This window comes from Marinomonas sp. 63XJN7_7_ISO-PGPR-S23-202 (assembly GCF_056173505.1).
In genome coordinates this window covers 1,944,358-1,962,810 of the sequence record NZ_CM149677.1, presented here as the reverse complement: position 1 = coordinate 1,962,810, position 18,453 = coordinate 1,944,358, and the positions used below count along the sequence as shown (strand labels likewise).

17 protein-coding genes are annotated in these 18,453 nt (G+C 41.2%); 4 read left to right on the top strand and 13 right to left on the bottom strand.

The window, feature by feature from the left end; genetic code table 11:
- Positions 1 to 2 precede the first annotated feature (2 nt).
- A complete protein-coding gene (locus tag AC0VYG_RS09075; RefSeq protein ID WP_475449906.1) occupies positions 3 to 638 on the top strand; it encodes a helix-turn-helix domain-containing protein in 636 nt (211 codons plus the stop codon).
- Between the two features lie 54 nt (positions 639 to 692).
- On the opposite strand, the gene AC0VYG_RS09070 is transcribed toward AC0VYG_RS09075, so the two are convergent.
- The 4 genes from AC0VYG_RS09070 to AC0VYG_RS09055 form a co-directional block, all read right to left on the bottom strand.
- On the bottom strand, positions 693 to 2,816 hold the full coding sequence (locus AC0VYG_RS09070; protein ID WP_475431988.1) for a UvrD-helicase domain-containing protein: 2,124 nt from the start codon (positions 2,814 to 2,816) through the stop codon (positions 693 to 695).
- The gene (locus AC0VYG_RS09065; RefSeq protein WP_475431987.1) at positions 2,806 to 5,109 is read right to left on the bottom strand and encodes an ATP-dependent nuclease; all 2,304 of its coding nucleotides are present in this window, start codon (positions 5,107 to 5,109) and stop codon (positions 2,806 to 2,808) included. The genes AC0VYG_RS09070 and AC0VYG_RS09065 overlap by 11 nt, the downstream gene beginning before the upstream one ends.
- Before the next feature lie 96 nt (positions 5,110 to 5,205).
- A complete protein-coding gene (locus AC0VYG_RS09060; protein ID WP_475431986.1) occupies positions 5,206 to 6,753 on the bottom strand; it encodes a carboxypeptidase M32 in 1,548 nt (515 codons plus the stop codon).
- 107 nt (positions 6,754 to 6,860) lie between these two features.
- Complete coding sequence (locus AC0VYG_RS09055) at positions 6,861 to 7,715, bottom strand: LysR family transcriptional regulator (RefSeq protein ID WP_475431985.1); 855 nt, start codon at positions 7,713 to 7,715, stop codon at positions 6,861 to 6,863.
- A gap of 168 nt (positions 7,716 to 7,883) precedes the next feature.
- Between AC0VYG_RS09055 and AC0VYG_RS09050 the strand changes: the two genes are divergently transcribed.
- Positions 7,884 to 8,513 carry a glutathione S-transferase family protein gene (locus AC0VYG_RS09050; protein ID WP_475431984.1) on the top strand — a complete coding sequence of 210 codons (630 nt, stop codon included), beginning with the start codon at positions 7,884 to 7,886 and terminating at the stop codon, positions 8,511 to 8,513.
- Between the two features lie 53 nt (positions 8,514 to 8,566).
- Here AC0VYG_RS09050 and AC0VYG_RS09045 read toward each other — a convergent pair whose 3' ends face one another.
- Genes AC0VYG_RS09045 through AC0VYG_RS09035 form a run of 3 tightly spaced genes read right to left on the bottom strand, consistent with a single transcriptional unit; the run spans position 8,567 to position 9,569 of the window.
- Positions 8,567 to 8,845 (bottom strand): helix-turn-helix domain-containing protein, encoded by a 279-nt coding sequence (locus AC0VYG_RS09045; RefSeq protein WP_475431983.1) that lies wholly within the window; start codon positions 8,843 to 8,845, stop codon positions 8,567 to 8,569.
- The gene (locus tag AC0VYG_RS09040; protein WP_245659081.1) at positions 8,842 to 9,090 is read right to left on the bottom strand and encodes a type II toxin-antitoxin system RelE/ParE family toxin; all 249 of its coding nucleotides are present in this window, start codon (positions 9,088 to 9,090) and stop codon (positions 8,842 to 8,844) included. Before AC0VYG_RS09040 ends, AC0VYG_RS09045 begins: the two co-directional genes overlap by 4 nt.
- Before the next feature lie 11 nt (positions 9,091 to 9,101).
- Positions 9,102 to 9,569, bottom strand: a complete 468-nt coding sequence (locus tag AC0VYG_RS09035; RefSeq protein WP_475431982.1) for an OsmC family protein — start codon at positions 9,567 to 9,569, stop codon at positions 9,102 to 9,104.
- Positions 9,570 to 9,953: 384 nt separating this feature from the next.
- Between AC0VYG_RS09035 and AC0VYG_RS09030 the strand changes: the two genes are divergently transcribed.
- On the top strand, positions 9,954 to 10,520 hold the full coding sequence (locus AC0VYG_RS09030; protein WP_475431981.1) for a hypothetical protein: 567 nt from the start codon (positions 9,954 to 9,956) through the stop codon (positions 10,518 to 10,520).
- A gap of 115 nt (positions 10,521 to 10,635) precedes the next feature.
- Here AC0VYG_RS09030 and dld read toward each other — a convergent pair whose 3' ends face one another.
- The 4 genes from dld to hmgA all read right to left on the bottom strand — a co-directional run bounded on the left by dld (position 10,636) and on the right by hmgA (position 16,362).
- Positions 10,636 to 12,372, bottom strand: coding sequence for a D-lactate dehydrogenase (dld, locus tag AC0VYG_RS09025; RefSeq protein ID WP_475431980.1), 1,737 nt, complete (start codon positions 12,370 to 12,372; stop codon positions 10,636 to 10,638).
- Between the two features lie 135 nt (positions 12,373 to 12,507).
- Positions 12,508 to 13,797, bottom strand: a complete 1,290-nt coding sequence (gene fahA / locus AC0VYG_RS09020; protein WP_475431979.1) for a fumarylacetoacetase — start codon at positions 13,795 to 13,797, stop codon at positions 12,508 to 12,510.
- A gap of 48 nt (positions 13,798 to 13,845) precedes the next feature.
- Complete coding sequence (gene hppD, locus AC0VYG_RS09015) at positions 13,846 to 14,922, bottom strand: 4-hydroxyphenylpyruvate dioxygenase (protein WP_475431978.1); 1,077 nt, start codon at positions 14,920 to 14,922, stop codon at positions 13,846 to 13,848.
- 150 nt (positions 14,923 to 15,072) lie between these two features.
- On the bottom strand, positions 15,073 to 16,362 hold the full coding sequence (gene hmgA / locus AC0VYG_RS09010) for a homogentisate 1,2-dioxygenase (protein ID WP_475431977.1): 1,290 nt from the start codon (positions 16,360 to 16,362) through the stop codon (positions 15,073 to 15,075).
- A gap of 164 nt (positions 16,363 to 16,526) precedes the next feature.
- On the opposite strand from hmgA, the gene AC0VYG_RS09005 reads away from it, so the two are divergent.
- Positions 16,527 to 16,961 (top strand): MarR family winged helix-turn-helix transcriptional regulator, encoded by a 435-nt coding sequence (locus AC0VYG_RS09005; protein ID WP_475431976.1) that lies wholly within the window; start codon positions 16,527 to 16,529, stop codon positions 16,959 to 16,961.
- Positions 16,962 to 17,233: 272 nt separating this feature from the next.
- On the opposite strand, the gene AC0VYG_RS09000 is transcribed toward AC0VYG_RS09005, so the two are convergent.
- Both AC0VYG_RS09000 and purU read right to left on the bottom strand, forming a co-directional pair.
- The gene (locus AC0VYG_RS09000) at positions 17,234 to 17,446 is read right to left on the bottom strand and encodes a hypothetical protein (RefSeq protein ID WP_475431975.1); all 213 of its coding nucleotides are present in this window, start codon (positions 17,444 to 17,446) and stop codon (positions 17,234 to 17,236) included.
- Between the two features lie 112 nt (positions 17,447 to 17,558).
- Positions 17,559 to 18,425 carry a formyltetrahydrofolate deformylase gene (purU, locus tag AC0VYG_RS08995; protein ID WP_475431974.1) on the bottom strand — a complete coding sequence of 289 codons (867 nt, stop codon included), beginning with the start codon at positions 18,423 to 18,425 and terminating at the stop codon, positions 17,559 to 17,561.
- Between the last annotated feature and the right edge of the window lie 28 nt (positions 18,426 to 18,453).

The window sequence follows — 18,453 nt, the reverse complement described above, 5'->3', positions numbered from 1 at the left end:
TAATGACAAAAGAATGGTTTACAGCAGCAGAGCTCGCTGGACTCGACGGCATGCCTGCACACGCAACAAACGTAACTCGTAAAGCGAAAAGTAAAAATTGGAAGCACAGGCAAATTGCAGGATTAAAGGGCGTGAATTTTGAATATCACGCAAGTAGCTTACCCAAAGAAACCCAAGCAGCACTTGGATTAGAAGATGTAAGTAAGCCTATACAGGTTGAAAGCAATGATTCGGACATGCTTACAATTCAAATCTATTCAATGAAAGGTAAAACATGGAGTAAAGCTAAAGTTGTAGCTCATATGACACTGCCTAAGAGTTATTTGCCAGACGCTAAGCAAAACGAACTCTTAGCTATAGAAGTCCCAGATAACACTATGCAGCCAACTCTAAACAAGGGGGAAGTCGTTTTAGTATCAAAGGTCTCTACTAAGACAGTATCAACAGGTCTATTTGTTGTAGAAACAAGCACGGAAGTTACTATAAGACGTTTAAAACCTAATGTAGCAGCTACACAGATTAAGGTGTGTTGTGATTCTGAACAATATGATGATGAAACATTGAGTAAGGATGAGTTTAAACAGTCTACTCGAGTGCTTGGTAAAGTCATCGGGACTATGATCAAAGCAGTAATGTAAATTGTTTTAAAACTTTAGGATCCACACCAAAAGCCGCGAATGAGCCAGTACAGATTAAACAAAATCCATTGATTCTGATACTGGCCAAGGTTCAGCTTTACCAAAAATTGATTCAATGCCTTCTATTATTTCTGAAATATCATCAAGATACAAAATCCTGAGATTTTTTATCGCTCGCGAACAGGCCACATAAAGCAAATTCTGCGTATTAATGTGCTTTTCTTGAACTACAGAATTAGCTAGTAATTGTTTCTTCCCTTCCTCATTTTCTTGCACAACCTTGAAATAGTTTTTAAATTTATCTCTATTCTTGCTGCCAAAGTTATGCTCTAAGATAATAGCAACATTTTTATATTCTTCGCCCTTAGTACCATGATAGGTATGGAAACTAATCTCACCTGTTTCAATACCATCAATAAAGTTAACCCAGTTTATTAAAGATGTAATTGATAATTCTAAAATCTCACTAACCTTACTTTTGGCTTCACTTTCGACTTCTGAACCATCATTCATTAAAGCACTAATACTATCCAATAATGTTTCTTTAAACGTGGCAGGAGAAATAACATTATCTTTTTCATAATTAATTCGATTCATTAATATATGAGCCAACTCACCTTTAATCTCATTGTTTTTAATTTGCACAACAATTGAATCTATCCAATCTTTAAACAATAAAACTCTGCTATTTTTAAGGTTATGTATAACTAAGCTAGCCTTAGAGAAAGTGATATATTTGCTTGCTGCCCCAAAAATATCATAATAGGAAACCTGTTCTTGCTGTATGTCTCGGTAGAGTTTCACGAAATGATAAATGGCTAAAACCGTTGGGTGCAACTTTTCTAACTGTTGAGACAATACTTGAGTACTTATATTCTCATAAAAAATCACTGACTTTTGAAATACCTCATAGACATCGCCAAAATTATTAAATTTTGCCATGAGCTTGTTTGTTAATACTAAGCAATGAATTTTAGACTCTCCACCCACTAAGAATCCTGACTTATTATTTATGATGAGATCTTTTTTATATTCAGAGAGAAACTCTTGAGCTGTAGCTAACTTATCTACTGCATCATTGTAAATAAAACGAACAGACCCATTATTTCGATTGTCGAAGATAGGGACTTGTACAATTTCATCAACTCGAATGTTATTTGCAACATCAATAATTTGTTGGTGTGAACGCCGATTGAATTCCTTCTTGATAGTATTAAGCCCATTATGAAGTTCTACGATATTCCGCCCAACACCACTATCGTAAATACATTGAGCAGTATCTCCAAAGTAACCTACCATCCACTTTTTCTTATTCTTTATCGCATAATCATGAATAGTTTTGAGGAAATTAATCACGTTTTTATGCGTATCTTGATATTCATCAATAAAAAAATAAGGATAACTATCAATAATAATGCGACAAAGGGTAGGATACCTCTGAACAAGCTTCAATCCATACTCAAGCAAAGTATCATGGCTAAACTTCATATAATGAAGCCTGTCTGAATTTACCTTGCTATCATAGTTAACACGCGTCTCCTCCCCTGTTTCAATTTTTTGTAAACACTCTTCAAGTCTTTGTTTTTTATATAGCCTACTAACGACATATTGAAACTTATCTACACTCTTTAGATATTCATCCAGAGAATCTAGTTTATTAATCTCGGTGTTATTTTTATAAGCATCTCTAAAAGGTTTAGCATTAAGGTTTTTAGACTGATAGAAAAGATCTTTAGTCTGTATAGCAAACTCAATGAACTCATGTTGCAGTGATTCATCAAGATCATTAAAAAATTTTGCTTTTTCAATAGCAAGTTCTTCTTGATTTTTTTTTATAACCTCTTTTATCTTCTCTTTATGACATATCAAAAGCTCAGGCTGAGCTCTTTTTATTATTTCCCATAACCTTTCATGAATGGTTGAAACATCTACGATCTCTGAATTTCCTAATCGGCCCTTGATTTCATTCACTGCAACATTGGTATAAGTAATACATACCACTTTTTGTGAGTTTTTTTTGTCGCCTATTTTTCTGGTAGCAACGTATTTTAACGTTTCGATAAGTGCATAGGTCTTACCAGCTCCAGCACCAGCATTAAAAAGAAAACTTTTGAAGTTATTAACATACTCATTAATATTTTCCTGAATAGCTAACTCTATACTCTCATTAGATGTCATCGACTATAGCCTCCACATTCTCTATTACTATATCTTCAACTTCTACCTCAGCGACAGCATTACTTAGTGAAGATTCATCATTATTTTTCAAACATTCTTCAAGCCATTCAAAACCATCATTTATGTAATTTGGTAGAAGCGGTAAGCCTGCTTGCTTTTCTGACGAAAGAAGACTAAATAACAATTCATTGGAAAATTCACTTTTACTGGCAGAAAGTTTTTTCTGTAATTTATATGAATTCTGGATTAAATTTTCACGAGACTCTTCACCACCTTCCATTAATATCTCGTTATAAACTTTTGGCTTACATATTTTAAGAACTTCATTAATTACGTCATTTTGATAGTTGGTCAGAATCAACGCTTCTTCTAGACTTGTTGCGTGCTGCCCCTCGATAGAATCTTTTTGGAAGACAACAAAAAGGTTATCATCTTTAAAATACTCTATATCATGGATATTTTTTGCTAACTCTTTAGACTTGTGTTTTAGCCTATGATTGAACTCAATTAGGGTTGTATTAGTTGTAGAACGATTATTAAGATCAATAACTTGAACATAGATAGGCTTCGACCCTTCTTCGTAAGGCATATCTCCTTCATTGGCTTTCTGCCCACATACTTCACAAGATTCGTTTTTTTCGTGTTTTTCTCCTTTCTCACACTTCTCGCGCTTGATATCTAAATCAGTCACGATCAAACTAGGGACTCTAAGTTTTTTTGCTAATGGGAGATACAGTTTACCGTGCGCACCATTGATGTTAAATACCGAGATATAGTATTTGCTAAGAGTCTGGTGTCTTTCCAAGTAGTAGTTCAGCAAAGTTTCTTCTGTAATCCCTTCAACAAAAATAACCGCGTCTGAAAAGAATAACTCTGAAACTTTGTACTTAATATGTTTTTTAATAAAATTAAGTTTTTTACCTTGCTGATCATCCTCACTCGAAACGATAGAGTCATCAGTAAGATTTATGGCTTCAGCACATTTGTTAATTGAGGCTAAATAGTTAAGATTATTAAAGGTATTACTGCTGTGAATCTTACTATTGACAATGTGAGATGAGTGAGTGGTAATCGCTATTTGACACTGTAAAGCTTTTTTTTCTTTTGAAGAGCTATTTACTACCTCAAGCGCCTTTTTTACTGCATTATCGATACGCTTGATAAAAAACTCTTGCATCTGAGGATGCATAAAGGCTTCAGGCTCTTCAATAAATAGCAGATTAATGCAACTAAAATGACTTTTTCCTTCATAACTATCTACAAAATGGATGATTTCACCAATAATGTTCAATAGGTTGATATATCCTAAGCCGAACTGATCTTCTGGAATGTAGTCATCGCCATCCATGAATTTATATTTAATTAACCCTCTCATTATTGCATCATAATTAACGTTGCCTGACAAATTCAAATCTATTTTATCAGTGCTTTCCAGCTCACTCAACACACTAGAAATATCAGAACTTTTAGAACTAACATTATAAGATATCAGTTCATTTATAGATTTAATACTTGCTTTCAAATTTGATCGAGAGCTTTTATCATTAGTAAACTGAAAATCAACTATTTTGTTAAATACATTACTTAACACATCTTTTTTAAGGTGACGATTAGCTTTAATTTCTTTAATTTTGATGAATTTTTTTAAAGAAAAATTTGCCACTAAATCGCCAAGAATATCTAAAAATTGAACTTGATAAAGATTGCCTTCTGCTTGAATCTCATTTGTTTCTCTAGAAAGCAAAGCGTAAAAAATCTCAAATTTCTCAGCATCATCCGAATCTATGAAGCCATTTCGAACCGCTTCTTTAAATTCAAGCTCTTCGTTTAATACTACCTTAACTCTAATTTCTACACTGGTTAATTTTCCATTATTTTTTTCACTTATTGAAATAAAATGGGCAAGATGATTAATCAAATCTTCATTATTAAAATCAACTTTAATTCTCAAATTAAACTCTAAACTAGGTGTTTCTAAGCTTTCAAATTTTGTTTCTTTATTAACTTTAAAAGCCTGACTATATTGATGAAACAAATCATTTAAATAGGAGAGATTAAAATCTGAAGCTAAGGGTTGCTGTGTATTATTGCATAATAGATTCAGTGCATTTACAACGGTCGTCTTACCTGAGTTGTTCTTACCTATAATTAAGGTTGTTGAAGGTGCAATAATCGAATCAGGAAGATCTTCCTCTACATTAATATCGATGTTTTTAGGCTCGACAAAACATATAGCATTATGTTCTGTACGAAATTTTCGATAATTCTTGATAGTTAGACTTTCTAAATACATATTTTTTCCTTTGGTATTATTTAAATCCATTAAGTTATTGAAGTTACCATCTCAATTAAGTACTGAAGTAAATCATCTTTTGATTATAGCCTCAAGTTACAAATACCGCCCTTCTAGATGCTTTCTAAAATGCGCGGCATTCAGCGTCTCGCCCGTTGCGCGTTTAACTAGCTCATCGGTGGTGTGCAGCGAAGCTTGTGACCAGATGTTGTCGCTGAGCCATTGAAATATTGGCGACAAATCACCGCTTTGAATAGCCGCTTCTACATTCACTGTTTTATTCATCGTTGACATAAATTGTGCTGCATACATAGCGCCTAGAGTGTAGCTTGGAAAGTAGCCAAAACTTCCTCCAGACCAATGGATGTCTTGCATACAGCCATTTTTGTAATTGTGAGTTACTTTCTTGCCTTTGAGGTCTGTCCAGTGGATGTCTTGCATGCAGCCGTTTTTGTAGTTGTCTTTGGTGGAGATGCCAAGGGACGCTTTCATCTTCTCGTCCCACAATGCTGGCACGTCTGTGTGTTCTATCACGCCATTGATCAAGTCGCGTTCGATCTCGTAACGCATGATCACATGTGCTGGGTAGGTGAGTTCGTCCGCATCAATGCGAATAAAGCCTTTTTCTACTTGGGTGTAGATTTTATAAAGATTTTCTTCGTCGAATACAGGATCTTGCTGTGCATTAAACGCCTGTTTAGACAAACGCGATAAGTGGTGAATAAAGGGTTTGCTGCGGCCAATCTGCATTTCGAAGAAGAGTGACTGAGATTCATGAACGCCCATAGAGCGCGCTTCGCCCACTGGTAATCCAGCAAAGGCTTTTGGCAAGCCTTGTTCGTAGCGGGCGTGGCCTGTTTCGTGAACGATGCCCATCAAGGCTTGCACGAAGTCTTTTTCATCATAACGGGTGGTAATGCGCACGTCCGTTGGTACGCCACCGCAAAATGGGTGAACACTTTGGTCGAGTCGGCCACGGTTAAAGTCGAATTGCAGCAGCTTCATCACTTCTAAGCCAAGGGCTTTTTGCGTCTCAGTGGAAAAGGTGCCTGACGGCAAAAGGATGGATTCTGACTTCTGCTTTTCTAACACGGTTTCGATTAACTCTGGCAACCAGGTTTTCACGTCAGTAAATAAAGTATTCAGCGACGCCGTTGTGGTGCCTGGCTCGTATTTGTCTAGCATGGCATCGTATGGTGTAAGACCAAGTGCTGCACCACGAATCTTGGCTTCTTCACGGGATAGAGCGACAACCTCTTTCCAGTTTTTCTCAAGGCCTTGCCAATCATTTTCTTGACGCTGCGTACGCCATGCATGTTCGCACGTAGAACCCGCGATGGACTGCGCTTGTACTAAATCTTCTGGAACGATGGTCGCTTGCTGCCATTGGCGTTTCATCTCGCGTAGGCTGGCTTGTTGCTCGCTACTTAACGATTCTTGCTCCGCGTTGCCAAACCAGTCTTCTAACTGTGGCTGGGTGGATAAACGATGAACATGAACGGATAACTCTGCCATGGCGTTTGAGCGTGCTTCGCTACCACCCGATGGCATGTTCGCTGCGGCATCCCAACCCAGTATAGATTGAGCATGGTTAAAGTGATTTAGTGTTTGGTAGTGTGCTGTTAACTTGTCGTAATAAGACATAATTTGTTTTTTTCCTATTCGAATAAAATAGACGCTGTCGGTTTCTTTTGGCGTCGCTGTAGTTGAGGCTAGCTTAGCAACGATTGAACCTCCGTTGTATCAAATACTTACCCTACGCCTGTTTCTTTCATAACCTGTTCAATAACGTTTTCAATCCACGCTATAGTAAGCCAATCTGGTGCGGCCGCAGCCCGAGAAAACGCAATTTCAACGGCGGGAAGGCTAGGCAAAAACTCGCTGTCGATGATATCCAATGCGTCATTCATGCTAATGCTGGCAATAGCGGAGATGGCTTTTTCTGCCACTAAAAGACGTTCAATAAGGGCGAGATTGTCAGTAACGCAATACAATCGGTAATCTATGCCCTTCTTCTGTAATCCATCGATAGCGCTAGAATGGAACTTACAACTTGATTCGTATAGGGCCAACGGCAACGGCTTATAAGCCTGCCAGTCGAACCCTTTTTTCGCCACCCAAACGCCTTTGTCCTGAAACAAGGTTAAACCTTCGTCACTGTTGGGGGTTCGCGTCACCAAAGCCAAATCCACCTCCCCCTTATCCATCAGTTCTCTTAATTCAGCCGATGTGCCAGTACGCACTCGAAAACGAATATTCGGCTGCATGGCTTCCATTACAGACATAATAACGAGGAGTAAATTCGCAACATAATCATTAGGGCAACCAAAATTAAGTAAAGCTCCTTGTTGTGGGCCTTTAATGGATTGCAAAGCACTTTCTTGCAGTTGCAGTATTCGCCGTGCGTAATGCACTAGCTGCTGGCCGTCTTCGGTGAGTACTTGATCTCGCCCTTGTTTGCAAAACAGCTCCGTACCGACCTGCTCTTCCAGTCGCTTCATCTGCATGCTAATGGCCGATGGTGTACGAAAGGTTTGCATGGCGGCTCGCTGAAAACTGCCATGGTCGACAATCGCCACTAAGGTTTTTAATAGTTCCGTATCCACTGCCTTCCCCTCGCGACTCTAGCCTCGTTACTTTAGCCAAATTACGTTAACTCAGTCGCCTTCTAATTTATTCATCAAAACGCGTTATGCCAGCCTTCAATTTAATTGGCTTTTTTCTGTTGCTTTCTTATTGCAAGATCAAACCATCAACTTACGAAGGAAAGAGATATGATTCTGCACGATTTTTTGCCCTCAGGGAACGGTTATAAAATCCGTTTATTATGCGCCTACTTGGGCCTCAACGTGACATTAAAAGAATATGATATTACTAAAGGGGAAACACACACAGAATCCTTTTTAGCCATAAACCCGAATGGCAAAATACCAGTGCTTGAATTGGATAATGGGCAATGTTTAAGCGAAAGTAACGCGATACTGCTCTATCTTACAGAACAGAATCACCTTACTCAGCAGCATCAGTCTGCTTTGTTGCCAGCCGACCCTATCCTTAAAGCCAAAGTCTATCAATGGTTATTTTGGGAGCAATACAACCACGAGCCAAACATTGCTTCACCGCGTTTTTGGTTGACCCATAACGCCATGACGGATCTAAAAAAACGCATGCTGCCGGACCGAATTCAGCAAGGTCACGCGGCGTTGAAACGGATGGATGACACCTTGGCAAAACACACGTTTTTGGTGGGAGACGCGATGACGTTAGCGGATATTTGCTTGTTCCCTTATACCCATGTGGCAGAGGAAGGCGGTGCTTATCAATTGTCTGAGTATCCGAATATTCAACGCTGGATTAAACAGATTGAAGCCTTGGATTGGTTTATACCCATTACTCAAGGGTGATACACCTCAAGCGCTCTTTAATAGAACTATCGAGAGCTTAATATATTGACTTTCTAATGCTTTTTTTGCGTTTTCAGTGACAATTCATAGCCACAAGCATGAGCATATTTAAGAAGCGTCGCCCAACTTGGGTTCGTATTGCCTCGTTCTAAGCGACTGATATTGCTTTTTTGCGTATTCATCTTTTCGGCAACTTGCTCTTGTGTTAACCCAGCTTTTGTTCGCATAGAAAGCAGTTGATCAATTAAATTAAACTCTGCTTCAAGCTTATCGTATTCCGCTTTGACATCAGAATTCTTGAAGGCGCGTTGTTTCAGTTTTTGTAAACTCATCTTTTTTGAACTTCCTTCTGGCGTTGACGTGCAAGCTTCAACTCATTTTTTGGCGTTTTTTGTGACTTTTTAACAAAAGCATGTAAAACATAAATATGCTTTCCTTTTAGGAAGCAAAACAAACTCCGCCCAATACCTTCTTGAGCCTTTGCTCTAATCTCAAACAATCCATTCCCCATAGAATCTGTATGAGGCGGACCTAAATTCGCGCCATGCTTTTCCATCAGCTCTAACAATCTAATCATTCAACCATTCATCAAACACAAAAAGCGTCATCCACACGCACGTCGGTCAGCACCGAGTTGGCAATAAAACAGGCTTCATGGGCTTGATGATGAAGCTCTTTTAACACCTCTGAGCTGGGCCTTTCACCAACAAAAGTGACGGTGGGTCGTAATACTACTTCTGTCATCATTTGTTTACCGTTAGGACCACTAGCCAAGACGCCCATAGCCTTATCGGTATACTGGTCGACAATAAGCTTTTTACGAGAGGCGAAGTCTAAAAAGAACAACATGTGACAGCTGGATATAGACGCTACAAAGGCTTCTTCAGGATCAACATTTTCCGCCACAGACATAGGCAAAGGAACAATATGTGGTGAAGACGAAGCTGGCACGGCCACGCCCCCTTCGAATTGCCATTCATGGACACGACTGTATTTTTTGTCCGAAAATAACTGTGAGCCTCGTTTCCACTCAACCGTTGCAAAATACTCCGACATTACTGTAGCCTCCTCGTCAAAACTCACTTAAGAGCATTCTCTTTACCTTGCTAATTTAATACGGGATAATGAAAAGTTTATACTCTAAGTTAATCTCAGGTATCTAGTTCTGCAATGCTAACCAGTCTTCTAACTGTGATTGAGCCGATAAACCAAGTGAATCGACAACCCTGCCATAGTACTTGAGTGATTTAGTGTTTGGTAATGTGCTGTTAACTTGTCGTAATGAGACATAATCGGCTTCTATTCCAGTTCAAATGCTCTAGCTATCTTATTAGAGAGAAAAAGATGGGAACAGCGTCCCACCCGGTGCATCTAGGTAAAATCGTTTTATACTTTTTAAAATAACAAAGCTATCTAACAAGTTACATAAGGAAAAATAGAATGTTTAACAGGGAATCAATTATAAAACTTCTTACTCCTGTATTGATATCACTTATTTCATGCTTATCTTTATCCGCATGTTCATCATTGTCAGCTAATGATGACACGAAAAAACCAAAAAAAATTAGGGTACAAACCGAATGGGGAAAATATTCATTTTATAATGCTCAATCTCAATACTTACAGAACTATGGTTTTGCAAAGAAATCAATTTGTGCGATATCATTAATGAACAGTTTTTCACTCAATATTGATAACATAGAAGGGTACGTATTAGAAAAAAATAAACGTGAAAAAAAGTTCGAAGAAGTCGTAAATGAAGGAGTAAACATACTCAAAAAAAGCCCTCTACACTCTGAGGTCAGCAACAATAAGCTACATGAATTCGTTTATCAAAACCTGCTGCAGAATGAATTACTTCTAAGTTATATTTCAATGACAAATAAGCGTGCTAAAGAAAACTCAGAAAACAGTAATAGATCAAATTTTTTAATTAAAATTGACGACTATAAAAAATTCTATGAAATATATCATTGTTCATCCGTTCTTAACTATAATATAGAATAAATATGCTGATTCATAAAAAAAGCCGAGATATCTTTACAAGAAACGTCTCGGCTTTTTATCTTTAGCTTTTCTATTGCTCTGCTCTTAAATTTTTGCCCTTATAAGCTGAAAACTCTTATTTATGACAACCACAGTCTGTGTGTTCGTCGCTCAGTGCTTGCCAGTTTTTTAATTTGCTGGTGCCGCCGATGCCTGCATTGAAGCTGTTGGTTGGGTCGGTTTTTTGATAAAACTCACGCAACGCGGGTTTCGCAACGTATTCGTGGCCGACGTTGTGCTCGGCTGGATATTCCGCGCCACGAGCATCGTAACTAGATAGAATCTGCTTCTTCACCGCTTTCGCATCAACGCCTTTTTTCATAATGTAGTTTTGGTGCATGACGTGGCAAAAGAAGTGACCGTAGTACATTTTTACGGCGACTTTGTCTTCGATGTCTTGTGGTAGCTCTTCGAACCAATCGCGTTCATTGCGCGGAAATGCCACGTCTATGGTCATGATGGAACCAAGATCCTTACCATTCATCACATGATAACGACTCAATGCGCCCCCCGTCACAAAGCGATGCAGGATGGCTTGATCGGCTTCTCGCTTGGTACACGCAAAGTAACCGCCTTCGTTATCTTTAAAGAAGTTGTCTAAATAGGCTTGCGCTTCATCAACTCCATCGTTACTGGTTTCCACAATCCAGTGATGTTCGTATTTTTCACGAAAATCTTCCATGCGCTTTGGCAGATGATTGGGGAAAAGTTGACTCATATACTGCATCATGATGTCGGAAAATTTGGTCGGCATGAACTTAAATTTGCCAGCCCACCTATCAACCGTACGCTTTAAAGCAAACATTTTTGGAATGTATTTGGTGCCAAGTTTGTCGATCACCAAATAGCTGTCTTTGCCGTATTTTTTACTGATGTCGTAGCTGCTGTTATGCATGTATTCGCCAGACACAGGTAGATTTTTAAAGGTCGACAGCATGTCGCGGCGCATTTGTTCCATCACCGCAGGATCATTGGTGCCAATGTAGAAGACTTGGTACTTTTCTGGAATAGGAAAAGTATCGATGCGCACGGCAAAGACAGCCAGTTTGCCTGCACAACCGGAAGCCTCGTACAAACGTCGTGGATCATTGTTAAAACGTGATGGCGTCTCGGCATCGACGTCTCGAATACGCTCATGATATTCGTTATCAGAACCGCGTTTTTCTGGGAAGTGAATGTCTTTTTCTTGATAGGTTTTGTTTTGCAAATTTGTGAGAATGTCTTCTGGATCGCTTCCCAACTCAATGCCTAAGTTGTTCACCAATTGCAGTTCGCCATCGCCGTTCACTTGAGCAAACAACGACATTTCGGTATAAGCGGGACCACGCTGAACCAGGGCACCGCCTGAGTTATTACACACCCCGCCAACAATAGACGCGCCAATGCAAGAAGAACCAATTACTGAGTGAGGCTCCCGGCCGTATGGTTTAAGCGTGTCTTCCAAGCCAAATAATGTACTACCGGCTAACCCTATGATTTGTTTACCCTGATCGATAAGTTGAATATCATCGATGCGCATGGTGCTGATAATAACAATGGGGCGATCATAGCCCGTACCATTGGGCGTTGAGCCGCCCGTTAGCCCTGTATTGGCCGCTTGCATAATGACGATCACGTCAGCCTTCACACAGGCTTGTAAACACCGCCAAATTTCAACCAAACTACCAGGACGAACAACGGCATAGGCCTTGCCACCGCCAAGGCGAAAGCCTTGACTATAGGGTTTTGTCTTGTCTTCATCGGTTAAAGTGTATTGATTTCCTACGATGGCCTTTAACTCAGCGGCCAGATCTGAACTGCGGGGTGCTGTCATAAGAATAAGTTTGCAACCTATTGAGAGAAAGAAGCAAGTATACTCGACTTAACGACGAGTAAAAAACACCCAACAGATAAAAAGCCTTGAAGGAAACATAAAGAAAGCCAGAAAATCAACAAAAAGTGCGTATTTTTAGGATAAATGGCTGCTCCCTGGTTTTACTATATTCTCTACTTTCCCTAGCCCTATTCTATGTTGCTCATCGCCGCAGTATCCTTTTAAGATAATACGGTCACCATCCTCTACAAAGGTGCGCTGTTCACCATTGCTCAATGTTATGGGCTCTTTTCCACCAGCGGTTAGTTCTAAAAGCGAACCGGATTCTTCGCGAGTTGAACCCGATTGTGTGCCGCTGCCTAGCAGGTCTCCCGGCTTTAAATCACAACCATTAATGGTATGGTGAACAACCATTTGAGCGATAGTCCAATAGGACTCTTTAAAATTACTGGTTGAAAGACGCTCAGCAGGCTGGTTATTTGAGCGCATTTTTTCCGTTTCGATCCAGACCTCTAGTTTAATATCAATCGCACCCTGGGTACGGTTGGTTGCCGAATCAAGGTAATCAAGCGGTTGAGGATCCCCTGCTTCTCGCGTCCAATGGCAACGATAAGGGGCCAACGCTGCCATGGGCACAATCCAAGGGCTTAGACTAGAAAAAAAGCTTTTCGATAAAAAAGGCCCTAACGGTTGATATTCCCAAGCTTGAATATCTCGCGCTGACCAATCATTAAACATGGACACGCCAAACACATGCTGTTCCGCCTCCTCAATGGCGATGGGCTCACCTAGCGAATTGCCTGTGCCAATGAAAAATCCCAGTTCTAACTCATAATCAAGACGCTGACAGAGGCCCAGTGCAGGACGGTCAGATTCTGGTACCTTTAACTGCCCTGCTGGCCGCGTAAAAGCCTCTCCTGAGATACGAATGGAAGACGCTCGCCCATGATAAGCAACTGGCACCCATTTATAGTTTGGCAACAACGGATTATCGGGGCGAAACAAGGCTCCTACCCGCGAAGCATGATGTACAGACGTATAAAAATCCGAGTAATCACCAATCTGACAGGGAAGATGAAACACCACATCGGCCTGAGGTATAAAACAGGGCTCTACCACTTCTTTGTATTCAATGTGACTGAATAACGCCGTTAATCGCTGACGCAGTGCGCCCCATTGATCGCTCCCTAATCCCATTAATGGATTGAGTGTACTTTGCCTAACAGACTCTCGTAACGGTGGGCTTAGGTCATCAAATAATCCCGCTTCTTCAAGCAGGCGAAGGTTCGCCACTTGATCACCCAGCCCCACACCGATTGAATGGCTTTGTTCCTCAGCGGAAAAGACGGCATAAGGTAGATTCGCTAATGGAAACTCACAACCTGGCGCGTTGGCACTAGCCAACCAACTTTTCAGTTTTTTCATACTCTCTCAATACCTTCTTTTAACCGCTCCAAACCTTGAACCTGATTGTTATGCTTGGTTCCCGACAACCCCACGGGCCACTTGATCTCGCTCAATTGACTCAAATAAAGCCTTAAAGTTACCTTCGCCGAAGCCATCGTCCCCTTTGCGCTGGATAAACTCAAAAAAGACAGGACCTAGCTGATTCGTCGAGAATATTTGCAGCAATAAACGAGGAGCGGTTTCTGTTGTGCCATCGAGTAAAATACCACGACTTTTTAGCTCATTTACCGCTTCACCATGACCGGGTAAGCGCTCTTCAAGCATCTCGTAATAGGTATCTGGCGGGGCGGTCATCAGCTCAATTCCACTGGCACGCAGTGAGTCAACACTGGCGAATAAGTCTTCTGTTCGCAGGGCGATATGTTGAATTCCTTCCCCATTGAATGACATAAGAAACTCTTCAATTTGTCCCGTACCATTGGATGCCTCTTCATTCAACGGAATACGAATTTTACCATCCGGCGCGGTCATGGCCCGTGAGGTTAGACCGGTATATTCGCCTTTGATATCAAAGTAACGAATTTCCCGAAAGTTAAACAAGGACTCATAAAAATGACTCCAGTGTGCCATACGACCTTTATAAACATTATGTGTCAGGTGATCGATCTCATAAAAACCGTGACCTTTAGGATGCCGATCCACCCCGGGTAAGAACTCGAAATCAATATCATAGATTGACGCCCCTTCTTCGTAACGGTCAATCAGATAGATAGGAGCTCCCCCAATGCCTTTAATAGCAGGCAACCTAAGTTCCATGGGGCCGGTCGGAATCTCCATTGGCTTAGCCCCTTTCGAGAGCACATAACGATAGGCTTCATGGGAGTTTCTTACCCGAAACGCCATACCTGATGCCGCATTACCATGCTCCTGACCAAAATAGTAAGCCTCGCTGGCTTTTTCTTTATTTAAGATAAAGTTGATGCCACCTTGGCGGTAAAGCGCCACGTCTTTCGAACGATGTGTTGCGACCAACTCAAACCCTAGGAGACGAAACACCTCTGTGATTTTGTCTGGATTAGGGCCGGAGAACTCAACAAACTCAAAACCATTTAAACCAACCGGATTATCAAACAGATCTGTCATTTCTGCATTCCTATTTAAGTATTTGGATAATTGTGCTTCATGCAGTGCAAATAGTGTTTTCAGATCTTTATAGGGGGAGGCATCGCCATGCCACGGACACTACGGGACAAGTGGAGCGCGATGGATAATGATAAGCGGCCACCAGCAGGGTTAATCATGATGACTATCCGATAGACGAGCAGGCTGAATAGATTCCCAGCATTCTACGTAGTCTTTTTGTCGTTCTGGGGCATTGGCAGCAAATGTTGTCATACGTTGTGGGGCACTCGTTTCAAACATAAAGGCAAGCGTACCCTCTAATTTGTTTGGAGCCAATGACGATGTGGACGCTTTGGTATAAGCCTCATGGTCAGGCCCATGGGGTGCCCCAGCGTTATGAAGACTGGCGCCACCTGGGAGAAAGCCATTCGGCTTCGCATCATACACCCCATAAATCAGCCCCATAAACTCGGACATAACATTACGATGATACCAAGGCGGCCTAAAGGTATTGTCCGCCACTAACCAGCGGTTACCAAATACCACGACATCAATATTCGCCACGCCTGCTCGTAAGCCAGGTGAACTCAATACGGTAAAGATAGAAGGATCAGGATGATCATAGCTGATGGAGCCTAGCGTATTAAAACGCCTCAAATCATAGCGATAAGGCGCGTGATTTCCATGCCAGCCTAGGACATCGAATGGAGAGTGATCAAGGGTAAATTCACGAAAGTCCCCTTCTCGTTTTTCGATCACCCATGTGTTGATGGGTTGTTCAATATAGTTCGCCACAGGGTATTCAAAGTCACGTTCATTCGCTAGACCATTGGCCCCGATAGCACCACGATGAGGTAATTCAAAAGGGGTCCCATAATTTTCTAACAAATACAGCTGGGTCGTCTGTTCACCGATAAACTCGACAAAAGCAGAACGCGGGATAACCGCGAGATGACCAACCTCAACTTCTAATACGCCAAATTCGGTACGCAAGGTTATCGCCGCACTGATCGGCATCACAAGCATTTCGGCATCATGGTTTTGAAAGACGGGTTGCTGTTCTGGATTCAGGGTAGTAATACTCGCGGACATGCCCGTTTGAGATGTCGCTCCCCCAGCAATGGTCAAGGTACGTACCGATTGCACCCAATGCCCTGCAACGTCGGCTAATGGACACCATCTAAGGGGATCAAACGCAATGTGTGTATTGCTCTCATCGGCTTGGGATACCCAGTTAGTGACCCCCACCCTTTTTCCATCAGCGCGATGGGCAACGCTTGGTCGGATGCGATACAACCAACTGCGTAAATTATGCCCTTGGCCTGCCGTAAAAGACGAACCACTAATCTGCTCCGCATACAAACCAAATGGGCAACGCTGAGGACTGTTCTGCCCAATTGGCAACACACCAGACAGTGCCTCAGTCGAATGATGATTTCTAAAGCCGCTGAGATAGAACATAACTGAGCTCAACATAGCGAATGAAAAACCATAAAATCATTTCAAATGAAATGAGTCAAGCGATTTTTCGTCACTCTTCTTAAGGAGAAGTTCAAAGAAACCCTATACAATGCCCAACAATATTTTATCGTTAGACTCTCTGTTTGCGTGTTAGAAGGTAGGACATGTTTGATCTCAATAGCTTTATTCCATATCGTCTTAATCAGGCGGCCCAAAAAACCTCTGAGGCCTTGGCCCGCAAATATCGAAAACAATTTGGTTTGAGCATTCCTGAATGGCGTGTTCTGACACATCTAGGTCGTCATGATAAGCTTTCTGTCAGAGATCTAGAAAAGTCCATTGGCTTAGCCAGAGTCGCCGCCTCACGTGCTGGAAGCAATCTTTGCAACAAGGGTTGGGTCAAAAAAATAGTCAATGAACAAGATCGTCGTTTGGTGGAATTTTCCCTCACCGACGCTGGCCGAGAAAATTATGAGCGCGTGACTCTTTTTGCCGAGTCGACTGAAGCCTTACTGCTAAAATCACTCGCGGAGTCTGATCGAAAAAAATTACTGGAGTTACTGGATAAGATCGAAGAAAGCGCCAGACAGATAATTTGATAGAGAGTTTTGGAATCAGATTAAATCGAAGTTAAAACATCATTTTCATTGCTAACAAAAATGACTGAGCCTTATTTACTCAAAGGAAAATTGCTCAATTAAGCCGCTAATTGTTGACTGAATAAATGAGAAAATCCGATATCAGCAATGATATCGGATTTTCTATGAGGATTCAGTTCAGCCTTCTAGGCCTTAATAACATGCTTAATGTCGCAGGTCTCAGACCTTTACTCATACATTTAAAGGCTGTATCAAAGCCAATACGCAAGCGCCTAAGCAACAACATTGATACGCTGTCCAATAGATTGCCCACTCAAGTTACGAGTAGGCGAGCTTGCTTGAACCTTACTAACATTGTGATCATCACTGTCACCATCACGCTCTGGGGCTGAGGTTGACTCGTTAACTTCTTGCGCAGAATAATGGGCTTTCGGGGTACTCACTGTACTCATAGATGATGAGCTCATGTTTGAACTAACATTCATTGTTTCTCCTCCAGTCTATTAAGCTATAAAATTAATAGCTGAATAGACGTTAACATTCCTTTCTGAAGCGAATCTTAACAATAAAAAAGAATGTTAGTTCAATCCTAAACGCTTACCCACCAAACACAACTGTCCGCTTACCATTCAAAAACACACGTTTTTCGATATGACATTTCACCGCATTAAACAAAGTAACACGTTCAATATCTTGACCTTTTGCCACCAGATCTTCCACATAGTGAGCGTGATTCACAACTTGGATACCTTGGGTGATGATCGGCCCTTCATCTAAATCGTTGTTCACGTAATGGGCCGTGGCACCCACCATTTTCACCCCTTTTTCCCACGCTTGGTGATAGGGGCGAGCCCCCTTAAAACCAGGCAATAGAGAATGGTGAATATTAATCGCCCGGCCATCCAAGTATTCACACATGTCAGGAGACAATACTTGCATATAGCGGGCGAGAACCACCAGCTCAGTATCGTATTGCTCGATCAAACTCTTTACTTGTGCCTCTTGCTCTAGTTTGGTTTCCGCTGTGATGGGCAAATGGTAATACGGGATGCGATGCCATTTAGCGAGCTCTTCTAAATCCGGGTGATTTGAGATAATCACCGTCACATCAATGTTCAACTGCCCAGTTCGAAAACGATAGAGCAAATCGTTCAAACAATGGTCGTATTTTGAAACCATGATCGCCACACGAGGACGATGGTTTGGCTCAGTCAGTGTCCATTCCATGTTGAAGTCTTTTGCTCGTGCCGAAAACTCCTGATCGAATACACTGGCACTAAACCCTTCTTTTTTAGGTAAAAACTCAACACGAATAAAAAATCGCCCTGATTCTCTATCATCAAAGGAGTGAATTTCATCTACATAATGACCCGATTCCGCCATATAGCGGGTAACCACGTCAACGGTACCAATAATACTTGGACAGCTAGCAGTAAAAATCCAAGGGGCGATTTTTGTTGTCATAAGAGTCTCTCAGATAAAAAGTGTTAAA